The organism is Streptomyces sp. NPDC048604, assembly GCF_043199435.1.
Taxonomy (GTDB): domain Bacteria; phylum Actinomycetota; class Actinomycetes; order Streptomycetales; family Streptomycetaceae; genus Streptomyces.
On sequence record NZ_JBICVX010000016.1, the window covers coordinates 65,859 to 83,225 of the forward strand.

General features: G+C 71.6%; 19 protein-coding genes and 1 tRNA gene. 7 read left to right on the forward strand and 13 right to left on the reverse strand.

Translation table 11 applies throughout. The features are described from left to right. The first annotated feature begins 8 nt into the window (after window positions 1-8). The 4 genes from ACGFMM_RS28805 to ACGFMM_RS28820 all read left to right on the forward strand — a co-directional run bounded on the left by ACGFMM_RS28805 (window position 9) and on the right by ACGFMM_RS28820 (window position 5,915). Window positions 9-1,271, forward strand: a complete 1,263-nt coding sequence (locus ACGFMM_RS28805) for a glycosyltransferase (protein WP_393649382.1) — start codon at window positions 9-11, stop codon at window positions 1,269-1,271. Beyond that, window positions 1,268-3,448 (forward strand): ArnT family glycosyltransferase, encoded by a 2,181-nt coding sequence (locus tag ACGFMM_RS28810; RefSeq protein WP_393649383.1) that lies wholly within the window; start codon window positions 1,268-1,270, stop codon window positions 3,446-3,448. Before ACGFMM_RS28805 ends, ACGFMM_RS28810 begins: the two co-directional genes overlap by 4 nt. A 108-nt stretch (window positions 3,449-3,556) precedes the next feature. Continuing rightward, window positions 3,557-5,095 (forward strand): DHA2 family efflux MFS transporter permease subunit, encoded by a 1,539-nt coding sequence (locus tag ACGFMM_RS28815; RefSeq protein WP_393649384.1) that lies wholly within the window; start codon window positions 3,557-3,559, stop codon window positions 5,093-5,095. 37 nt (window positions 5,096-5,132) lie between these two features. Beyond that, on the forward strand, window positions 5,133-5,915 hold the full coding sequence (locus ACGFMM_RS28820) for a TetR/AcrR family transcriptional regulator (RefSeq protein WP_393649385.1): 783 nt from the start codon (window positions 5,133-5,135) through the stop codon (window positions 5,913-5,915). Between the two features lie 111 nt (window positions 5,916-6,026). Here ACGFMM_RS28820 and ACGFMM_RS28825 read toward each other — a convergent pair whose 3' ends face one another. Together ACGFMM_RS28825 and ACGFMM_RS28830 are read right to left on the reverse strand one after the other, a co-directional pair. Beyond that, the gene (locus ACGFMM_RS28825; RefSeq protein ID WP_393649386.1) at window positions 6,027-7,610 is read right to left on the reverse strand and encodes an MDR family MFS transporter; all 1,584 of its coding nucleotides are present in this window, start codon (window positions 7,608-7,610) and stop codon (window positions 6,027-6,029) included. A 15-nt stretch (window positions 7,611-7,625) separates the two neighbouring features. Continuing rightward, window positions 7,626-8,069: a MarR family winged helix-turn-helix transcriptional regulator gene (locus ACGFMM_RS28830; RefSeq protein WP_393649387.1), complete on the reverse strand. Its 444-nt coding sequence runs from the start codon at window positions 8,067-8,069 to the stop codon at window positions 7,626-7,628. Window positions 8,070-8,237: 168 nt separating this feature from the next. On the opposite strand from ACGFMM_RS28830, the gene ACGFMM_RS28835 reads away from it, so the two are divergent. Further along, window positions 8,238-8,456 carry a hypothetical protein gene (locus ACGFMM_RS28835; RefSeq protein WP_393649388.1) on the forward strand — a complete coding sequence of 73 codons (219 nt, stop codon included), beginning with the start codon at window positions 8,238-8,240 and terminating at the stop codon, window positions 8,454-8,456. A 13-nt stretch (window positions 8,457-8,469) separates the two neighbouring features. Here the strand turns inward: ACGFMM_RS28835 and ACGFMM_RS28840 are convergent, their stop codons facing one another. The 9 genes from ACGFMM_RS28840 to ACGFMM_RS28880 form a co-directional block, all read right to left on the reverse strand. Further along, the gene (locus tag ACGFMM_RS28840; protein ID WP_393649389.1) at window positions 8,470-9,216 is read right to left on the reverse strand and encodes a hypothetical protein; all 747 of its coding nucleotides are present in this window, start codon (window positions 9,214-9,216) and stop codon (window positions 8,470-8,472) included. Window positions 9,217-9,342: 126 nt separating this feature from the next. Then, window positions 9,343-10,200, reverse strand: coding sequence for an RNA polymerase sigma factor SigF (locus ACGFMM_RS28845; RefSeq protein ID WP_393649390.1), 858 nt, complete (start codon window positions 10,198-10,200; stop codon window positions 9,343-9,345). A 236-nt stretch (window positions 10,201-10,436) separates the two neighbouring features. Then, window positions 10,437-11,291: an RNA polymerase sigma factor SigF gene (locus ACGFMM_RS28850; protein ID WP_393649391.1), complete on the reverse strand. Its 855-nt coding sequence runs from the start codon at window positions 11,289-11,291 to the stop codon at window positions 10,437-10,439. A 212-nt stretch (window positions 11,292-11,503) separates the two neighbouring features. Beyond that, entirely contained in the window at window positions 11,504-11,797 is a 294-nt protein-coding gene (locus tag ACGFMM_RS28855; RefSeq protein ID WP_393649392.1) for a Dabb family protein, read from the reverse strand. 22 nt (window positions 11,798-11,819) lie between these two features. After that, window positions 11,820-11,984, reverse strand: a complete 165-nt coding sequence (locus ACGFMM_RS28860) for a hypothetical protein (protein ID WP_393649393.1) — start codon at window positions 11,982-11,984, stop codon at window positions 11,820-11,822. 166 nt (window positions 11,985-12,150) lie between these two features. Beyond that, a tRNA-Ser gene (locus tag ACGFMM_RS28865) sits at window positions 12,151-12,235 on the reverse strand. A 110-nt stretch (window positions 12,236-12,345) separates the two neighbouring features. Beyond that, window positions 12,346-12,882 (reverse strand): tRNA adenosine(34) deaminase TadA, encoded by a 537-nt coding sequence (gene tadA / locus ACGFMM_RS28870; RefSeq protein WP_393649394.1) that lies wholly within the window; start codon window positions 12,880-12,882, stop codon window positions 12,346-12,348. 2 nt (window positions 12,883-12,884) lie between these two features. Then, window positions 12,885-13,418, reverse strand: a complete 534-nt coding sequence (locus ACGFMM_RS28875) for a hypothetical protein (RefSeq protein WP_393649395.1) — start codon at window positions 13,416-13,418, stop codon at window positions 12,885-12,887. Between the two features lie 243 nt (window positions 13,419-13,661). After that, window positions 13,662-13,835 carry a hypothetical protein gene (locus tag ACGFMM_RS28880; RefSeq protein ID WP_393649396.1) on the reverse strand — a complete coding sequence of 58 codons (174 nt, stop codon included), beginning with the start codon at window positions 13,833-13,835 and terminating at the stop codon, window positions 13,662-13,664. Window positions 13,836-13,948: 113 nt separating this feature from the next. Here ACGFMM_RS28880 and upp point away from each other — a divergent pair, with 113 nt between their 5' ends. Next, entirely contained in the window at window positions 13,949-14,584 is a 636-nt protein-coding gene (gene upp / locus ACGFMM_RS28885) for a uracil phosphoribosyltransferase (RefSeq protein WP_393649397.1), read from the forward strand. 46 nt (window positions 14,585-14,630) lie between these two features. On the opposite strand, the gene ACGFMM_RS28890 is transcribed toward upp, so the two are convergent. Next, window positions 14,631-15,263, reverse strand: a complete 633-nt coding sequence (locus ACGFMM_RS28890; RefSeq protein ID WP_393649398.1) for a LytR C-terminal domain-containing protein — start codon at window positions 15,261-15,263, stop codon at window positions 14,631-14,633. 115 nt (window positions 15,264-15,378) lie between these two features. Beyond that, window positions 15,379-15,675, reverse strand: a complete 297-nt coding sequence (locus ACGFMM_RS28895; RefSeq protein WP_393649399.1) for a type II toxin-antitoxin system VapB family antitoxin — start codon at window positions 15,673-15,675, stop codon at window positions 15,379-15,381. Between the two features lie 107 nt (window positions 15,676-15,782). Here ACGFMM_RS28895 and ACGFMM_RS28900 point away from each other — a divergent pair, with 107 nt between their 5' ends. Further along, on the forward strand, window positions 15,783-17,363 hold the full coding sequence (locus ACGFMM_RS28900) for a helicase HerA-like domain-containing protein (RefSeq protein WP_393649400.1): 1,581 nt from the start codon (window positions 15,783-15,785) through the stop codon (window positions 17,361-17,363). Window positions 17,364-17,367: the final 4 nt, after the last annotated feature.

A 17,367-nucleotide genomic window follows, 5' to 3' on the forward strand; every position in this document is an offset into this window, starting at 1 on the left:
TCTGGGGCATGCGAACCGACACCCTGGCGGGGGCCCTCCCCGCCCGCGAGCACCTGCCCGTGGGCGGCGCCGGCCGGCCGCCCGTACTCGATGTCGTGATCCCCGTGTTCAACGAGGAGAAGGACCTCGAGCCCTGCGTCCGGCGGCTGCACGCGCACCTCGCCGCCACGTTCCCGTACGCCTTCCGGATCACGGTCGCCGACAACGCCTCGACCGACGGCACCCCCGAGATCGCGGCCCGGCTGGCCGCGACCGTGCCCGAGGTGCGCTCGGCGCGCCTGGAGCAGAAGGGCCGGGGGCGGGCGCTGCGGACCGTGTGGTCCGCCTCGGACGCGCCCGTCCTCGCGTACATGGACGTGGACCTGTCCACCGACCTGAACGCGCTGCTCCCGCTGGTCGCCCCGCTGATCTCGGGCCACTCCGATCTGGCGATCGGCTCCCGGCTGGCCCGCTCCTCGCGGGTGGTGCGCGGGCCGAAGCGGGAGCTGATCTCCCGGGCGTACAACCTGATCCTGCGCGGCTCGCTGGCCGCGCGGTTCTCCGACGCGCAGTGCGGGTTCAAGGCGATCCGGCGGGAGGTCGCGGAGCGGCTGCTGCCGATGGTCGAGGACACCGGCTGGTTCTTCGACACGGAGATGCTGGTGCTGGCCGAGCGGGCCGGGCTGCGGATCCACGAGGTGCCGGTCGACTGGGTCGACGACCCGGACTCGACCGTGCACATCGTGCGGACGGCGACCGAGGACCTCAAGGGCGTCTGGCGCGTGGGGCGGGCGCTCGCGACCGGCTCGCTGCCGCTGGAGCGGCTGTCCCGGCCGTTCGGGGACGACCCGCGGGACCGCGAACTGTCCGGGGTGCCGCGCGGGCTGACCCGGCAGCTGGTCGGGTTCTGCGCGGTGGGGGTGCTGTCCACGGTGCTGCACCTGGCGTTGTACTCCGGCTTCCGGCTCGGTGTCGGTCCTCAACTTGCCAATGCCGCCGCCCTGTTGCTTTCCGCGATCGCCAACACCGCCGCGAACCGGCGGCTCACCTTCGGCGTACGGGGCCGGGCCCGCGCGCTGCGCCACCAGGCGCAGGGGCTGGTGATCTTCGGCATCGGGCTGGCCCTGACCAGCGGCTCGCTCGCCGCGCTGAGCGCCGCGACCGGCGCCCCGGGGCACTCCGCCGAACTCGCGGTGCTGATCACCGCCAACCTCGCGGCGACGGTGCTGCGGTTCCTTCTCTTCCGGCTCTGGGTGTTTCCGGAGCGATCCACTTCCAAGGACGACCGATGACGACGACTGTGCTCCGACGGCTGTGGCGCGGGCGGGCCGACGACGCCCCCTGGGCGCGGCCCGCCCTCCTCGCCCTGCTGCTGGCCACCGGCCTGCTCTACCTGTGGAACCTGAGCGCCTCCGGCTACGCCAACTCCTTCTACTCCGCCGCCGCGCAGGCGGGCGGCGAGAGCTGGAAGGCCTTCTTCTTCGGCTCGCTCGACGCGGGCAACGCCATCACCGTGGACAAGCCGCCGGCCGCGCTGTGGCCGATGGCGCTGTCGGTGCGGCTGTTCGGTCTCGGCTCGTGGCAGATCCTGGTGCCCGAGGTGCTGATGGGCGTGGCGACGGTCGCCGTCCTGTACGCCGCGGTGCGGCGGCGGTTCGGGGCCGGGGCGGGACTGCTCGCGGGCACGGTGCTGGCGCTCACGCCGGTGGCGGCGCTGATGTTCCGGTTCAACAACCCGGACGCGCTCCTCGCGCTGCTGTCGACGGTCGCCGTGTACTGCGTACTGCGGGCGCTGGAGCAGGGCGCGACGAAGTGGCTGGTGTGGGCGGGGGTGGCGCTCGGTCTCGCGTTCCTCGCCAAGACGCTGCAGGCGTTCCTGGTGCTGCCGGCGCCGGCCGTGGTGTACGCGGTGTGCGCCCCGGTCCGGATCGGCCGCCGTCTCGGGCAACTCGCCCTCGCGGGGCTCGCGCTGGTGGTGTCCGGCGGCTGGTGGGTGGCCGTGGTCGAGCTGTGGCCGAAGTCCTCGCGGCCGTACGTCGGCGGCTCGCAGAACAACAGCTTCCTGGAGCTGACCTTCGGCTACAACGGACTCGGCCGGCTCAACGGCGACGAGGTCGGCAGCGTCGGAGGGGGCGCGGCTCGCGGAGGCATGAGTCTGCCCGAGGGCGTCGAGCAGCTGCCCGGCGGCGGCCGCGCCATGGGTGGCGGTGGCGGCTGGGGCGAGACCGGTCTCGGGCGGATGTTCAACGACTCGGTCGGCGGGCAGATCTCCTGGCTGCTGCCGGCCGCGCTGATCCTGCTGGTCGCCGGACTGGTCGTCACCCGGCGGGCGGCGCGCACGGACACGGCGCGGGCCGCGTTCCTGGTCTGGGGCGGGGCGCTGCTGACGACCGTGGCCGTGTTCAGCTTCATGGCGGGGATCTTCCACGAGTACTACACCATCGCCCTGGCCCCGTACCTCGCGGCGCTCGTCGGCATGGGCGCGGCGGTGCTGTGGGAGGAGCGCGGCCGCTGGGCCGCGTCGGCGGCGCTGGCGGCGACGGTGGCCGGCACGGCCTGGTGGGCGTACACGCTGCTGGGCCGCACGCCGGACTGGCTGCCGTGGCTGCGTACGACGGTGCTGGTGGCGGGGCTCGTGGCCGCCGCGGGGCTGGTGTTCGCGGGCCGGTCGGACCGGAGGCTCGGCCTGGCTTTCGCGGGCCTCGGGCTCGCGGCGGGGCTCGCGGGGCCGGTCGCGTACACGCTGGCGACGGTGGACGCGGGGCACCAGGGCTCGATCGTGACCGCGGGCCCGGCGGGCGGCCGCGGCGGCCCGGGCGGAATGCGTTTCCTCTCGTACGGGCCTGACGGCCGGGGCGGCGTCCAGGGCACGGCCCCCGGCAACCAGGCACTCCCCGGCAACCCCGGCGGCACACCCCCCGCCCCGGGCACGGCACCCGGCGGCGGCCAGTTCCCGGGCGGAGGTCAGTTCCCGGGCGGCGGCCAGGACGGACAGGGCGGCCAGGACGGACAGGGCGGCCAGGACGGACAGGCCGGCGGCCTCGGCCGCGACGGTTCCCGACGCGCTCCCACCGCCCCCGGCGGGCCCGGCGGCGCCGGCGGTCTCCTCAACGGCGCGAGCGTCGGCAGCGCGACGAAGGCGGCGCTCTCGGCGGACGCCGGCGCGTACACCTGGGTCGCCGCGGCGGTCGGCGCGCAGAACGCGGCCAGCTACCAGCTCGCCACCGGGAAGCCGGTGATGGCGATCGGCGGCTTCAACGGCAGCGACCCGTCGCCGACCCTCGCCCAGTTCAAGCAGTACGTGGCCCAGGGCCGCATCCACTACTTCGTCGGCTCCGGCGAGGGCGGCGGGATGCGGATGGGGCCGGGCGGCGGGACCAGCTCCGCGATCGCCACATGGGTCGCGGCCACCTTCGAGAAGGTCACCCTCGACGGGTCCACCTTCTACGACCTGACCAAGCGGAAGTAGGTCCTCCGAAGGCCCGGCCGAGCATCCCCGAGAAATCGCTATACAGCGTACGAGGATCCCTTGTACGGTGTACGACGTCACGTCCCGTACACCGTACAAGGGGGAACCATGACGGCGACGACCGCCGAGAACCAACCCACCGCCGTGAAGTCCGGCGGGCACCCGCAGCGCTGGCTGATCCTCGGCGTGATCTGCCTCGCCCAGCTCACCGTGCTGCTCGACAACACCGTCCTGAGCGTCGCGATCCCCTCGCTCACCACCGAACTGCACGCCTCCACCAGCGACATCCAGTGGATGATCAACGCCTACTCGCTGGTCCAGTCGGGTCTGCTGCTCACTGCCGGCAACGCCGCCGACCGCTACGGCCGCAAGAAGCTCCTCGCCGTGGGCCTCGCGCTCTTCGGCCTCGGCTCGCTCGCCGCCGGCCTGGCCGACTCCACCGCCCAGCTGATCGCCGCCCGTGCGGGCATGGGCGTCGGCGGCGCGCTCCTGATGACCACGACCCTCGCGGTCGTCATGCAGATCTTCGACGAGTCCCAGCGGGTCAAGGCCATCGCGATCTGGGCCACGATCGGCTCGCTCGGCTTCGCCGCCGGCCCGCTGATCGGCGGCGCGATCCTGAACCACTTCTGGTGGGGAATGATCTTCCTGATCAACATCCCGGTGGCGGTGATCGGCCTGGTCGCCGTGCTCAAGCTGGTCCCCGAGTCCAAGAACCCGCAGGGCGAGCGCCCCGACCTGCTCGGCGCGCTGCTCTCCACCATCGGCATGACCTCCGTGGTGTACGCGATCATCACCGGCCCCGAGCACGGCTGGACCTCGACCGAGGTGCTGCTCCCGGCCGCGATCGGCGTCGCCGTCCTCACCGGCTTCGTGCTGTGGGAGCTGCGCATCCCGTACCCGATGCTCGACATGCACTTCTTCCGCAACCAGAAGTTCGTCGGCGCGGTCGCCGGCGCGATCCTGGTCATGCTCGGCATGGGCGGCTCGCTCTTCCTGCTCACCCAGCACCTGCAGTTCGTGCTCGGCTACGAGCCGCTGGAGGCCGGTCTGCGGATGGCACCGCTGGCGCTGTCGATCGTCGTGCTCAACCTGTCCGGCATCGGCCCCAAGCTGGTCATGAAGATCGGCACCGCGCCCTCCGTCGCGCTCGGCCTGTCCCTGGTCGCGGGCGGTCTCACCTCGATCGCCCTGCTCGGCGGCGGCACCGACGGCACGTACAGCGGCATGCTGCTCGGCCTGGTCCTGATGGGCGCGGGCATCGCGCTCTCCAACCCGGCCATGGCCAACGCCATCATGAGCGCCATCCCGCCGGAGAAGGCCGGCGTCGGCGCGGGCGTCAACGGCACGCTCGCGGAGTTCGGCAACGGCCTCGGCGTCGCGATCCTCGGCGCGGTCCTCAACGCCCGGTTCGCCGCGCTGGTCACCGTCACCGCGACCTCGCTCCCGGCGGCCCTGGCCGCGGCGGGCACCGAGGCGGAGCGGCAGCAGATCTCGGACGCCTTCGCCTCCGGCCTGCAGACCAGCCAGCTTGTTGGCGCGGTCGCGGTCTTCGCCGGCGGCCTGCTGGCGGCGGCGCTGCTGAAGCGGGCCGAGCGGACGGAGCAGAAGGCGGCGGAGTCCGAGCAGCCGACCGTGGCTGCCTAGCATGGTCACGGAGCACTGACCGATGAAGGGGCGCGCGATGGTGAAGGCAGCCGACAGGGCCAAGAACCCGGCGCGTTCCAGCGTCTGGCTGGAGCAGCGGGCCGCCCGCAGCGGGGGCGGCCCGGCCGGGCTCGACCGGGACCGGATCGTGGCCGCCGCGATCCGGATGCTGGACGAGGAGGGCCTGGCGAAGCTGTCGATGCGCAAGCTGGCGACCGAGCTGAACGTCACCGCGATGTCCCTGTACTGGTACGTGGACACCAAGGACGACATCATCGAGTACGCCGTCGACACGGGCTACGGCGAGGTCGACGTCGAGGCGGTCGACGCCGCCGGCGACTGGCGGGACCGGATCAGGGTGCTCGCCCTGGAGTACCGCCGGATGCTGGTCCGCCACCCGTGGATGTCGACGTGCGCGGGCCAGTACCTGAACATCGGCCCGCACGCGATCGCCGTCGGCTCCAAGATCCAGGAGGCGATCCGGGACACCGGTCTGCCGATCACCCGTCAGCCGAGCGCGATGTCGGCGGTCTTCCAGTTCGTGTACGGCTACGGCACCATCGAGGCCCAGTTCGGCCGCAGCGCCCAGCAGGCGGGCATGTCGCAGGACGACTTCTACTCGGACGCGATCAAGACCTTCCGTGAGGACCCGCAGTTCACGGAAGCCCTGGAGGACATGACCGACCTCCTCGACGAGCGGGCCTCGCACGCCAACGTCACGGCGATCTGGGACCGCGACTTCGACTACGCCCTGGACGTGCTGATCGCGGGCATCGAGGTCATGGTCGAGCGGAGCCGTACGGAAGAACCGCAGCAATGACGGAGCGGCGGGCCGTCCCCTGCCCGCCGCTCCGTGGACCCGGCCGCGCCTCCGCTACGGAGCGCGGCCGGGGGTCTTTCCGGCGACCCGTGACCTGTGACCCGTGCCCCGCTACTTCGCTTCCGCCGCCGCGCTGTTGCTCTTCAGCGCGACCTCCTTGATGAACAGCGTCACCAGGAAGGCGAGCAGCGCGAACGGCGCCGAGTAGAGGAAGACGTCGCCGACGCCGTGCCCGTAGGCGTCCTCCATGACCGTGCGGATCGGGGCCGGCAGCTTGTCCATGTCCGGGATCCCGCCGCCCTTACCGCCCTGGCCCATGGCCGCCGCGGCCTTCGGGCCGAGCGCGGCGAGGCCGTCCCTGACGTAGTCGGTGACCCGGTGGGCCATGACCGCGCCGAGCGCCGAGACGCCGATCGCGCCGCCGAGGGAGCGGAAGAAGGTGACGACGGAGGAGGCCGCGCCGAGGTCGGAGGGGTCGACCTGGTTCTGGGTGCAGAGCACGAGGTTCTGCATCATCATGCCGAGGCCGAGACCCAGGACCGCCATGAACAGGGCGATGTGCCAGTACTCCGTGTCGTACCGGATGGTGCCCAGCAGGCCGAGGCCGCCGGTGGTGAGCGCGCCGCCGCCGATCAGCCAGGCCTTCCAGCGGCCGGTCTTGGTGATGATCATGCCGGAGGCCGTGGACGAGACGAACAGGCCCGCGATCATCGGGATGGTGAGGACGCCGGACATCGTCGGAGACTCGTTCCGGGCCAGCTGGAAGTACTGGCTGAAGAACACCGTGCCGGCGAACATCGCGACGCCCACGAAGAGCGAGGCCAGCGAGGCCAGCGTGATCGTGCGGTTGCGGAACAGGCGGAGCGGGATGATCGGCTCGCCCGCCCGCGACTCGACGAACAGGAACACCGCGCCGAGCAGGACCGAGCCGCCGACCATGACGGCCGTCTGCCAGGACATCCAGTCGTACTTGTCGCCGGCGAAGGTGACCCAGATCAGCAGCAGCGAGACCGCGGCGCTGATGAAGAACGCGCCCGCCCAGTCGACCTTCACGTCCCGCTTCACGACCGGGAGCTTCAGCGTCTTCTGCAGCACGAACAGAGCGATCAGCGCGAACGGCACGCCGACGTAGAAGCACCAGCGCCAGCCGAGCCACTCGGTGTCGGTGATGACACCGCCGAGCAGCGGGCCGCCGACGGTGGCGACGGCGAAGACCGCGCCGAGGTAGCCGCTGTACCGGCCGCGCTCGCGCGGGGCGATCATCGCGGCCAGGATGATCTGGGAGAGGGCGGTCAGACCGCCGACGCCGATGCCCTGGACGACGCGGCAGGCGATCAGCATGCCGGTGTTCTGGGAGAGGCCGGCCACGACCGAACCGGCCACGTAGATGAGCAGGGCGGTCTGGACGAGCAGCTTCTTGGAGAAGAGGTCGGCCAGCTTCCCCCACAGGGGCGTGGTCGCCGTCATCGACAGCAGGGCCGCGGTGACGACCCAGGTGTACGCGGACTGGCCGCCGCCGAGGTCGGTGATGATCTGGGGCAGCGCGTTGGAGACGATCGTCGACGACAGGATCGCGACGAACATGCCGAGCAGCAGCCCGGAGAGCGCCTCCATGATCTGCCGGTGGGACATGGGCGCCCCGCCGGAGGGGGGTCCGCCCGCGTGTGTCGCGGGGGCGGAGGTGGTCGTGGCCATGAACTTCCTTCGTCGTCAGGCGTGGTGGGCGCGGCAGTCCCCGAAGGCGTCTCGGAAACGGGTGAGCAGACGGGTGAGCAGTTCGATGTCGTCGTCGGACCAGTCCGCCAGCTTCTGCGCGAGCATCGCGGTCAGCCGGCGGTCCAGCTCGGCGAGCTTGTCCCCGCCCTCGGGAGTGAGGCGCAGGATGCGCGAGCGCCGGTCGTCCGGGTCGGGCAGCCGCTCGACCCAGCCGCGTTCGACGGCATGGGCGACGTGCCGGCTGCTGACCGACATGTCGACGCCCATCAGCTCGGAGATCCGGCCGATGCGCAGGTCGCCGTGGCGGTGGACCAGGGCGATCACCCCCGCGGTGCCGGGCGGGCAGTCGGCGGGCAGGGAGCGCGCCATGCCGCGCTTGACCGCGCCGATGGCGCTGACCTGGCGGGTGAGGTTCTCGTACCGGTTCGGCTGGTCCACGGCTACCCCAGACATCTTGTTGCTTAGGGCAACCATAGAGATGGATGGTTGCTTCAGGCAAACTAAATCGGTCAAACGGCGCTAAAGAATCGGCAAAGGGGGAGGCGGTGTGCGGGACCGGTGCCGGGGGTTGGGGCCGCAACCCCCCGTTCGCTAGGGTCCTGCCTCATGGCACACAACCCCCACGCACCGCAGGGTCAGGGCCCCGAGGGCAGCTACGACCCGGCCGGCAGCACCCAGATGTTCCGCGCCTTCGTCGACGAGGCCGCCCCGCAGAGCCGGCAGCCGCAGGCCGCGCCGTCCTCCGGTCCGCGGGTGGGCCTGATCGTCGGCATCGTCGCCGCGATCGCGGTCGTCGCCGCGGTGGCCTGGCTCGCGCTGGGCTGACCGCCCGCGCTCCTCACTTCCAGGTGGCCGTGACCTTCTGCGTGTCGATGCGCATGCCGAGGGGAACGCGCCAGGACTCCACGCACACCGTGTAGGTGTGCTGTTTCGCCGTGCCCGCGGCGATCGGCGAGGGCAGCGGCTGGGTCGACCCGATGGTCGCCCAGTCGACGCCGAGCGCCCCGATGATGTGCGTCTCGAAGGCCACGGTTCCCGAGGCCGCGGCCATGCCCCCGGTGTTGCGGAAGGTGAGGGTCACCCGCTCGCACCACCGGCGGTCGCCGTCGGCGAGCTGCGGCACGGAGAGCGTCAGCAGGGCGGGGCCGGGCGGCGGCGGGGTCGTCCCGGGCGGGCGGGGCGCCGGCGGGCTGTTCGGGGTACTCGGCGGGGCGCCGGGGCTTCCGGGCGTACCCGGGGCGGGCAGGGGCGGTGCCGTCGCGCCGGGGACCGTGGGGCCCGTGGCTTCGGCGCCCGGCAGCGTCACGGTCGCCGAGCCCGTCCGCGTACCCGTACCGGGGGCTTCGCCGCCCTCCGTCCCCTCCGGCTGCGGGCGCGACGTGCTCGACGTCGTCCCGCTCGCCGACGGGCCGTCCAGGGGGACCAGGCGCACCGGGCCCGAGGGCGCCGCCGCGCCGCCCGGCGAGGCTCCGCCGCGCGCGCCGACCGCCGCGTAGCCCTCGCCGTCGTTCCCGTCGCCGCACGCGGTCAGCGCCCCGCCGAGGCAGAGCGCCGCCGTGAGTAGCCCCAGCCGCCTCCGTCGCATCGCGCCAGTGTGTCTGACGACCCGTCAACAAGGAAGCGGAAGAGCGAACTTCCTGTGCGGCCCGGCGCGATGTGCTACCGGATCAGTCCGCGATCAGGCTGCGATCGGGCCGCGATCGGGCCGCGATCAGTCCGCGATCAGGCCCTCGCGCAGCTGGGCCAGCGTGCGCGTGAGCAGCCGCGAGACGTGCATCTGCGAGATGCCGACCTCCTCGCCGATCTGCGACTGGGTCATGTTGGCGAAGAAGCGCAGCATGATGATCTGCCGCTCCCGGGGCGGGAGTTTGGCCAGCAGCGGCTTCAGCGACTCGCGGTACTCCACGCCCTCGAGCGCGGTGTCCTCGTAGCCGAGCCGGTCTGCGAGCGAGCCCTCGCCGCCGTCGTCCTCGGGCGACGGGGAGTCGAGCGAGGAGGCGGTGTACGCGTTGCCGACGGCGAGGCCGTCGACGACGTCCTCCTCCGACACCCCGAGCACTGCGGCGAGTTCGGGGACGGTGGGGGAGCGGTCCAGCTTCTGCGACAGCTCGTCGCTGGCCTTCGTCAGCGCCAGGCGCAGCTCCTGCAGCCGGCGCGGCACCCGCACCGACCACGAGGTGTCGCGGAAGAAGCGCTTGATCTCGCCGACCACGGTCGGCATCGCGAACGTCGGGAATTCCACGCCGCGTTCGCAGTCGAAACGGTCGATGGCCTTGATCAGACCGATCGTGCCGACCTGGACGATGTCCTCCATCGGCTCGTTGCGGGAGCGGAAGCGGGCGGCCGCGTACCGGACCAGCGGGAGGTTGAGTTCGATGAGGGTGTCGCGGACATAGGTCCGCTCCGGGCTGTCCGCCGCCGCGCCGTCGGCGTCGAGGGCGCGCAGCCTGAGGAACAGGGAGCGGGACAGCGTGCGGGTGTCGATGGCTTCCGAAGGCACGTGAAGCGGCTCGGCGGGCTCGTTCTTCGTGAGCGTGAGCACCTTCGAGCTGCCCTGTTCTGCGGACATGCCACCCCCTTGAGGTCGCGGGACGGTCGCGGTGGCCGCGACCATCGGTGGAACGCAGCCTCCACCTGAATACCGGAGGCTGGGCCGTGCCAAACGCGGTTCCAGCAGAATGTCACATGTCGGCAACACGCTGTAGTGACTTGTCGACAAGGTGGGGGCGGATATCCGCAGGAAACAAGGGGTGTACGGCATTTGGGGAGCGTCAGAACTGCTCCGAACCGGTCTACCCGTTCCGGTTACGCGTCGATCCGATTTGCGGATCTCAGCCGGGCGAAGCTACGGGCGAGGAGCCTTGACACGTGCATCTGTGAAACCCCGAGCTCCTGGCTGATCTGAGACTGGGTCAGATTGCTGTAGTAACGGAGCATCAGGATGCGCTGCTCGCGCTCGGGCAGCTGGACGAGCAGGTGCCGGACGAGGTCGCGGTGTTCGACGCCGGCGAGCGCCGGGTCCTCGTAGCCGAGCCGGTCGAGCAGTCCGGGCAGTCCGTCGCCCTCCTGCGCCGCCTCCAGGGAGGTGGCGTGGTACGAGCGGCCGGCCTCGATGCAGGCCAGCACCTCGTCCTCGCCGATCTTCAGGCGTTCGGCGATCTCGGCGGTGGTGGGGGAGCGCCCGTGGGCGGTGGTCAGGTCCTCCGTGGCGCCGTTGACCTGGACCCAGAGTTCGTGGAGGCGGCGCGGTACGTGGACGGTGCGCACGTTGTCGCGGAAGTATCGCTTGATCTCGCCGACGACGGTGGGCATGGCGAAGGTCGGGAACTGCACGCCCCGGTCCGGGTCGAACCGGTCGATGGCGTTGATCAGTCCGATGGTGCCGACCTGGACCACGTCCTCCATCGGCTCGTTGCGGGAGCGGAAGCGGGCCGCCGCGTACCGCACGAGAGGCAGGTTGGCCTCGATCAGCGCGCCGCGGATCCGGTCGTGCTCGGGGGTGCCCGGCTCCAGGTTCTTCAGCTGCCCGAAGAGCACCTGGGTGAGCGCCCGGGTGTCGGCCCCGCGACTGCTGCGCTCCCGCGGTCGGGGGGCGTCGGGCTCCTGCTCGCCCGAGGACTCGGGCTGGGGCGGCACCTGAGGCGCAGTACTGGCCGGCACGTTCACGCCACCCCTCTGACTGGTCTTGCTGGTCAACTACGGTCAACTCATCCGTCAAAAGCGGTCATAGCATCACAAGACATGTCCACTGTGTGCAAGCACCGTATAACCACGTGTTGAGGGCAAGTTGGACGGGCATAGATGCCAGAAGGCCCCCCGCCGCGAAGGCGAGGGGCCGTGATCCGGGCCCGGTGGGCCGGTCGGTGGGCCGGTCAGAACTCGTAGTCCGCGATCACCCACGTGGCGAACTCACGCCACTGGGCGGCGGCCGCCTGGTGGTCGGCGTGCTCGATGTACCGCTTCAGCGCGTCCGTGTCCTCGACCGCCGAGTTGATGGCGAAGTCGTAGGCGATGGGGCGGTCGGTGATGTTCCAGGCGCACTCCCAGAACGTCAGCTCCGGAATGACGCCGCCCAGGGCCTTGAAGGCCTCGACGCCGGCCACGACGCGCGGCTCGTCACGCTCCACCCCGTCGTTGAGCTTGAACAGGACCAGATGGCGGATCACAGCAGGACTCCTCGTCGGTGCTCTAGTTGACGAGTTCGGTCATGAACTCGCCGACGCCCTGTGCGGCGGACGATATGCCCTCGAACCCTACCCCGACGAGCTCGGCGGCCCGCTTGGGAGAGACGACGATCGTGTACAGCACAAAGACGATGACGATCCAGAGTGCGACCTTCTTCGCCTCGACCATCAGTTCTGCCCTCCCCGGCGTGGTCGCGTGAGTCTAGCCGAGCCCCTACCCCGTTCCTGAAGACCAATGACCCGGCTTTCGAGGCCCTTTGCCGGGCCGCCGGAGGGGGCCGCGGCCGGACACGACGAAGGGCCCGGTGCGATGCACCGGGCCCTTCGTACAGAAGCGGTAGCGGAGGGATTTGAACCCTCGGTGACTTGCGCCACACTCGCTTTCGAGGCGAGCTCCTTCGGCCGCTCGGACACGCTACCGAGAGAGAGCTTAGCCCAAAGGTGCCCCTGCGATGAAATCCGTATCCCCGGGCACGTCCTGCGCGGGTCATACGCGGGTCATAAGCGGGTCACACGCAGGTCGTACGCGGTCAGCGGTCGCGGAAGAAGGCCGTCAGCTGCGCCGAGCACTCCTCGGCCAGCACGCCCGCGATCACCTCGGGACGGTGGTTGAGCCGGCGGTCGCGCACCAGGTCCCACAGCGAGCCGGCCGCGCCGGCCTTCTCGTCCACCGCGCCGTAGACGACCCGGTCGACCCGCGCCTGCACCAGCGCGCCCGCGCACATCACGCACGGTTCGAGGGTGACGACGAGCGTGCAGCCGGTCAGCCGCCACTCGCCGCGCAGCGCCGCCGCCCGGCGCAGGGCGAGGACCTCCGCGTGCGCGGTCGGGTCGTGGGTCGCCTCGCGTTCGTTGTGCCCGGCGGCGAGCACCGCGCCGTCCGGGCCGAGCAGCACCGCGCCGACCGGCACGTCGCCGCCCAGGGCGGCCGCGTCGGCCTCGGCCAGCGCGAGACGCATCGCCGCGCGCCAGGGGTCCCGTACCGGGTCGTGGGCGCCCGGAGCGGGGGTCGGAACGGAATCGGGACCGGCCCAGGCCGGTCCCGATCCGGGTGGTACGGACTGCATCACTAGCGGACGGTCTCCAGCACTTCCGCGGCGCCGAGCGCCTCGGCCAGATCCGACAGCGCGTCTCCCGGCTCCAGCGACCGCAGGTCGCGCTCCGACACGCCCAGGTCCTCCAGGATCAGCCGGTCGCCGACCGGACCGGAGGGCGCCGCGTCGGCGGCCGCGCCGTCGTCGTCCCCGTCGTCCTCGGCCTCCGGCTCGCCGTCCTCGGTGCCGTCGAGGTCCAGCGCGTCCAGGTCGTCGGCGTCGTCGTCCCGGTCCGTGCCCAGGATCTCCTTGGTCAGGATCTCCCCGTAGGACGAGCGGGCGGCGGCTGCTCCGTCCGAGACGTAGATCCGGGCGTCGTCCTCACCGTCCACGCGGACGATGGCGAACCACGAGTCCTCCTGCTCCATGTAGACGACCACCGTGTCCTCGTCGACCGACGCCTCGCGGGCGAGCTCGGTCAGGTCGGACAGGGTCTCCACGTCGTCGAGTTCCGTGTCGCTCGCTTCCCACCCGTCTTCGGTGCGCGCGAGCAGTGCGGCGAAGTACACCGTGACTCTCCCACTGATCAGAGGTGTGTCGATCCGGCGGTGCGCTCCGTTGCCCCGCCCAATCGGCATCGTGGCAGAAAGAGCGGCTTCAGGAGAGGTCTTCGGCTCTTGCGTCGTGCATCAGTCTGACCTCCGGACGCACTTCGTACGCCGTCGCGCGCCCTCCGCGCCTCGCGCGTGTCGCGCACGTCACAGGGGTCACCGACGGCCCGTGTCGCCGGTGTCGCGCCTGTGTCACCGGCGTCACCAACGGAAGGTGCGCATGCGCATGGCCTGGCGCATCCGGGCCGCCCGGGCGCGGCGCGGCTGGACGCGCTCGCGCAGCGCCCGCGCCTCGTTCAGGTCGCGCAGGAACTGGGCGCGTCGCCGCCGGCGCTCGGCGTCGGTCTCGGGAGGTTCCTCGTGCTGTCGCGGCATGGCCCACCACCCCACCGGCAGGGTTCCGTGTACGACTCCGTGTACGGAACCGTGTACGACCCCACCTTCCCTCCAGGGCGTGGCTGCACGCCAGTGCGGGCTACTGTGGGCGCATGCGTCTCCACGTCGTCGATCACCCGCTGGTCGCCCACAAGCTCACGACTCTGCGCGACAAGCGCACCGACTCCCCGACCTTCCGCCGGCTCGCCGACGAACTGGTCACCCTGCTCGCCTACGAGGCCACCAGGGACGTGCGCACCGAGCAGGTCGACATCGAGACCCCCGTCACGCCGACCACCGGCGTGAAGCTGTCGTACCCGCGGCCCCTGGTCGTCCCGATCCTGCGGGCCGGCCTCGGCATGCTCGACGGCATGGTGCGGCTGCTGCCGACCGCCGAGGTGGGCTTCCTGGGCATGATCCGCAACGAGGAGACGCTGGAGGCGTCGACCTACGCCACGCGGATGCCGGAGGACCTCTCGGGCCGCCAGGTGTACGTCCTGGACCCGATGCTGGCCACCGGCGGCACGCTGGTCGCCGCGATCCACGAGCTGATCAAGCGCGGCGCCGACGACGTGACCGCGGTCGTGCTGCTCGCCGCCCCGGAGGGCGTCGAGCTGATGGAGCGCGAGCTGGCGGGCACGCCGGTCACGGTCGTGACGGCCTCCGTCGACGAGCGGCTCAACGAGAACGGCTACATCGTGCCGGGCCTCGGCGACGCGGGCGACCGCATGTACGGGGCGGCGGAGTAGCCGTACCCACCCGACCGCCGGCTCCCGGGGGAGCCGGCGGAGGCGCTCAGCACTTCTTCGCGGGCGCGGCCTTGGGAGTGTTCAGCGCGACCAGGGCCGCGTCCGCCGTCGTCTTCGGGTCGAGGGTCTTGAAGGCCGTGCCGATGATCAGGTCCACGTCGGGCGTGGCCCGGGTGTCGGTCTTGGTCGCCGCCCCCTTGAGCTGGGTGCCCAGGACCGGGAACGCGCCCTTCGCCGCCCCCGGTGCGCCGAGCAGGATCGCGGCGCCGGGGACCTTCTTGTCGTACGCGGCCGGGGCGTTGCCCACCTTGCCGATGGCGAAGCCGCGCTTCTTGAGCTCGTCGGCCGTCGCCTTCGCGAGTCCGCCGCGCGGGGTCGCGTTGTAGACGTTCACGGTGATCTGCGCGGGCTTGGGGAACGCGGCCGCGGGCGGGACGGTGGGTTTCGCGACGGGTTTGCAGTCGGCGCCGCTGCGGGCGGCCGCGGTCGCGGTGTCGTCGCCTCCGGAGAAGACGTCGATCAGCTGCATCGTTCCCCAGCCGGCCGCGCCCAGCACGACCACGGCGGCGAGCGAGGCGAGGACGATCCGGCCCCGGCGGCGGGGGCGGCGCATCCGCGGGTAGACGTCCCCCGTGATGCGGTACTTTCCGCCCATACCGGGTGGAGTGAGCATGCTCATGGGCGCAGCGTAATGCGGGCCGGGGGAGTTGCCTACTTGATGATCATGTGATCGCGTCCGGATGGACCAATAACGGCGGCCGGAGCGACGGCGAGAGGCCGGGGGCGGCCGCGCGTCAGTCGAGTTCGAGCACGCGGGCGTGCAGCACCTGGCGCTGCTGGAGCGCGGCGCGGACGGCGCGGTGCAGCCCGTCCTCCAGGTAGAGGTCGCCCTGCCACTTGACCACGTGCGCGAAGAGGTCGCCGTAGAAGGTCGAGTCCTCGGCGAGCAGGGTCTCCAGATCCAGCTGGCCCTTGGTGGTCACGAGCTGATCGAGGCGGACCGGGCGCGGCGCGACGTCCGCCCACTGGCGGGTGCTTTCCCTGCCGTGGTCGGGATACGGCTTCCCGGTACCGATGCGCTTGAAGATCACACGGAAAGCCTACCGGGCGACCGGTCCCCGGCGCAGCCACGCGGAGGCGGTGCGATGCTGGGTCAAACCAGCAGAAACGCCGTGAACCCGGACTGAGGGGTCCCGTGATGAGCGCGAGCGACCAGCCGCCGACCACCGCGGACGCGGTGCCGGAGGCCGTACCGGACGGTCCCGCCGCAGGCATCGCGGCCGGTTACGCCTTCCGGGGCGACGCACTCGATCTGGGGGCCCTGCTCTGGGACGGCGCCTGTCACCCGGACGCGCGGATCCGCGTCCCGCTCGGCATGCTCAACCGGCACGGACTGGTCGCCGGCGCGACGGGCACCGGCAAGACCAAGACCCTCCAGCTGATCGCCGAACAACTCTCGGCGCAGGGCGTCCCGGTGTTCCTCGCGGACGTGAAGGGCGACCTGTCCGGCCTCTCCGCGCCCGGGCAGGGCGGCGAGAAGGTACGGGAACGGGCCGCGCAGGTCGGCCAGGAGTGGACGGCCACCGGCTTCCCCTGCGCGTTCTTCGGCCTCGGCGGTTTCGGCACCGGCATCTCCGTACGGGCCACGGTGACCAGCTTCGGTCCGGTGCTGCTGTCGAAGGTGCTGCAGCTCAACCAGACGCAGGAGCAGTCGCTCGGCCTGATCTTCCACTACGCGGACCAGAAGGGTCTGGAGCTGGTGGACCTCAAGGACCTGCGGGCGGTGGCGGCCTTCCTCGTCTCGGACGAGGGCAAGCCGGAGCTGAAGGGCATCGGCGGTCTGTCGACGGCGACGGCCGGGGTGATCCTGCGGTCGATCACGGCCTTCGAGCAGCAGGGTGCGAGTGGGTTCTTCGGGGAGCCGGAGTTCGACACGGCGGAGCTGCTGCGAACGGCGGAGGACGGGCGCGGGGTGGTGTCCGTGATGGAACTGCCCGCGGTGCAGGACAAACCGCAGCTGTTCTCGACGTTCCTGATGTGGCTGCTCGCGGACCTGTTCCACGATCTTCCCGAGGTCGGCGACCTGGACCGGCCGAAGCTGGTGTTCTTCTTCGACGAGGCGCATCTGCTGTTCAACGGGGCGTCGAAGGCGTTCCTGGAGTCGATCACGCAGACGGTGCGGCTGATCCGCTCGAAGGGGGTCGGCGTGTTCTTCGTGACCCAGACCCCGAAGGACGTCCCCGGCGACGTGCTCGCGCAGCTGGGCAACCGGGTGCAGCACGCGCTGCGGGCCTTCACGCCGGACGACGCGAAGGCGCTGAAGGCGACCGTGCGGACGTTCCCGAACTCGGCGTACGACCTGGAGGAGGTCCTGACCGGCCTCGGCACCGGCGAGGCGGTGGTGACGGTGCTCGCCGAGACCGGCGCGCCGACGCCGGTGGCGGTCACCAGGCTGCGGGCCCCGGAGTCGCTGATGGGCCCGGTCGAGGCGGCCGCGCTGGACGCGGCGGTGCGGGGATCGGAGGCGTACGGGCGGTACGCGCAGGCGGTGGACCGGGAGTCGGCGTACGAGCGGCTGACGGCGGCGAAGCCGCAGGAGGAGGCACCGCGGCGGCAGGAGAAGGCCCCCGCCCCGGAGCGTGCGGCGGACGACGAGGAGTCCCTGGTCGAGCAGGTCGTCGGCAGCGGCGTGTTCAGGTCGCTGGCCCGCTCGGTCGGCACCCAGCTGGGCCGCGAGATCACCCGCTCGCTCTTCGGCACGTCCAGGAGAAGAAGGTAGGACC

Excerpts from the sequence above, each read along its gene's own strand:
- ACGFMM_RS28860 (WP_393649393.1), bottom strand. The coding sequence starts at position 11,984 with ATGGTCGAGGCGAAGAAGGTCGCACTCTGGATCGTCATCGTCTTTGTG.
- upp (WP_393649397.1), top strand. The coding sequence starts at position 13,949 with ATGCGTCTCCACGTCGTCGATCACCCGCTGGTCGCCCACAAGCTCACG.
- ACGFMM_RS28840 (WP_393649389.1), bottom strand. The coding sequence starts at position 9,216 with ATGCGACGGAGGCGGCTGGGGCTACTCACGGCGGCGCTCTGCCTCGGC.
- ACGFMM_RS28880 (WP_393649396.1), bottom strand. The coding sequence starts at position 13,835 with ATGCCGCGACAGCACGAGGAACCTCCCGAGACCGACGCCGAGCGCCGG.
- ACGFMM_RS28890 (WP_393649398.1), bottom strand. The coding sequence starts at position 15,263 with ATGAGCATGCTCACTCCACCCGGTATGGGCGGAAAGTACCGCATCACG.
- tadA (WP_393649394.1), bottom strand. The coding sequence starts at position 12,882 with ATGCAGTCCGTACCACCCGGATCGGGACCGGCCTGGGCCGGTCCCGAT.
- ACGFMM_RS28810 (WP_393649383.1), top strand. The coding sequence starts at position 1,268 with ATGACGACGACTGTGCTCCGACGGCTGTGGCGCGGGCGGGCCGACGAC.
- ACGFMM_RS28825 (WP_393649386.1), bottom strand. The coding sequence starts at position 7,610 with ATGGCCACGACCACCTCCGCCCCCGCGACACACGCGGGCGGACCCCCC.
- ACGFMM_RS28835 (WP_393649388.1), top strand. The coding sequence starts at position 8,238 with ATGGCACACAACCCCCACGCACCGCAGGGTCAGGGCCCCGAGGGCAGC.
- ACGFMM_RS28815 (WP_393649384.1), top strand. The coding sequence starts at position 3,557 with ATGACGGCGACGACCGCCGAGAACCAACCCACCGCCGTGAAGTCCGGC.
- ACGFMM_RS28845 (WP_393649390.1), bottom strand. The coding sequence starts at position 10,200 with ATGTCCGCAGAACAGGGCAGCTCGAAGGTGCTCACGCTCACGAAGAAC.
- ACGFMM_RS28820 (WP_393649385.1), top strand. The coding sequence starts at position 5,133 with ATGGTGAAGGCAGCCGACAGGGCCAAGAACCCGGCGCGTTCCAGCGTC.
- ACGFMM_RS28900 (WP_393649400.1), top strand. The coding sequence starts at position 15,783 with ATGAGCGCGAGCGACCAGCCGCCGACCACCGCGGACGCGGTGCCGGAG.
- ACGFMM_RS28805 (WP_393649382.1), top strand. The coding sequence starts at position 9 with ATGCGAACCGACACCCTGGCGGGGGCCCTCCCCGCCCGCGAGCACCTG.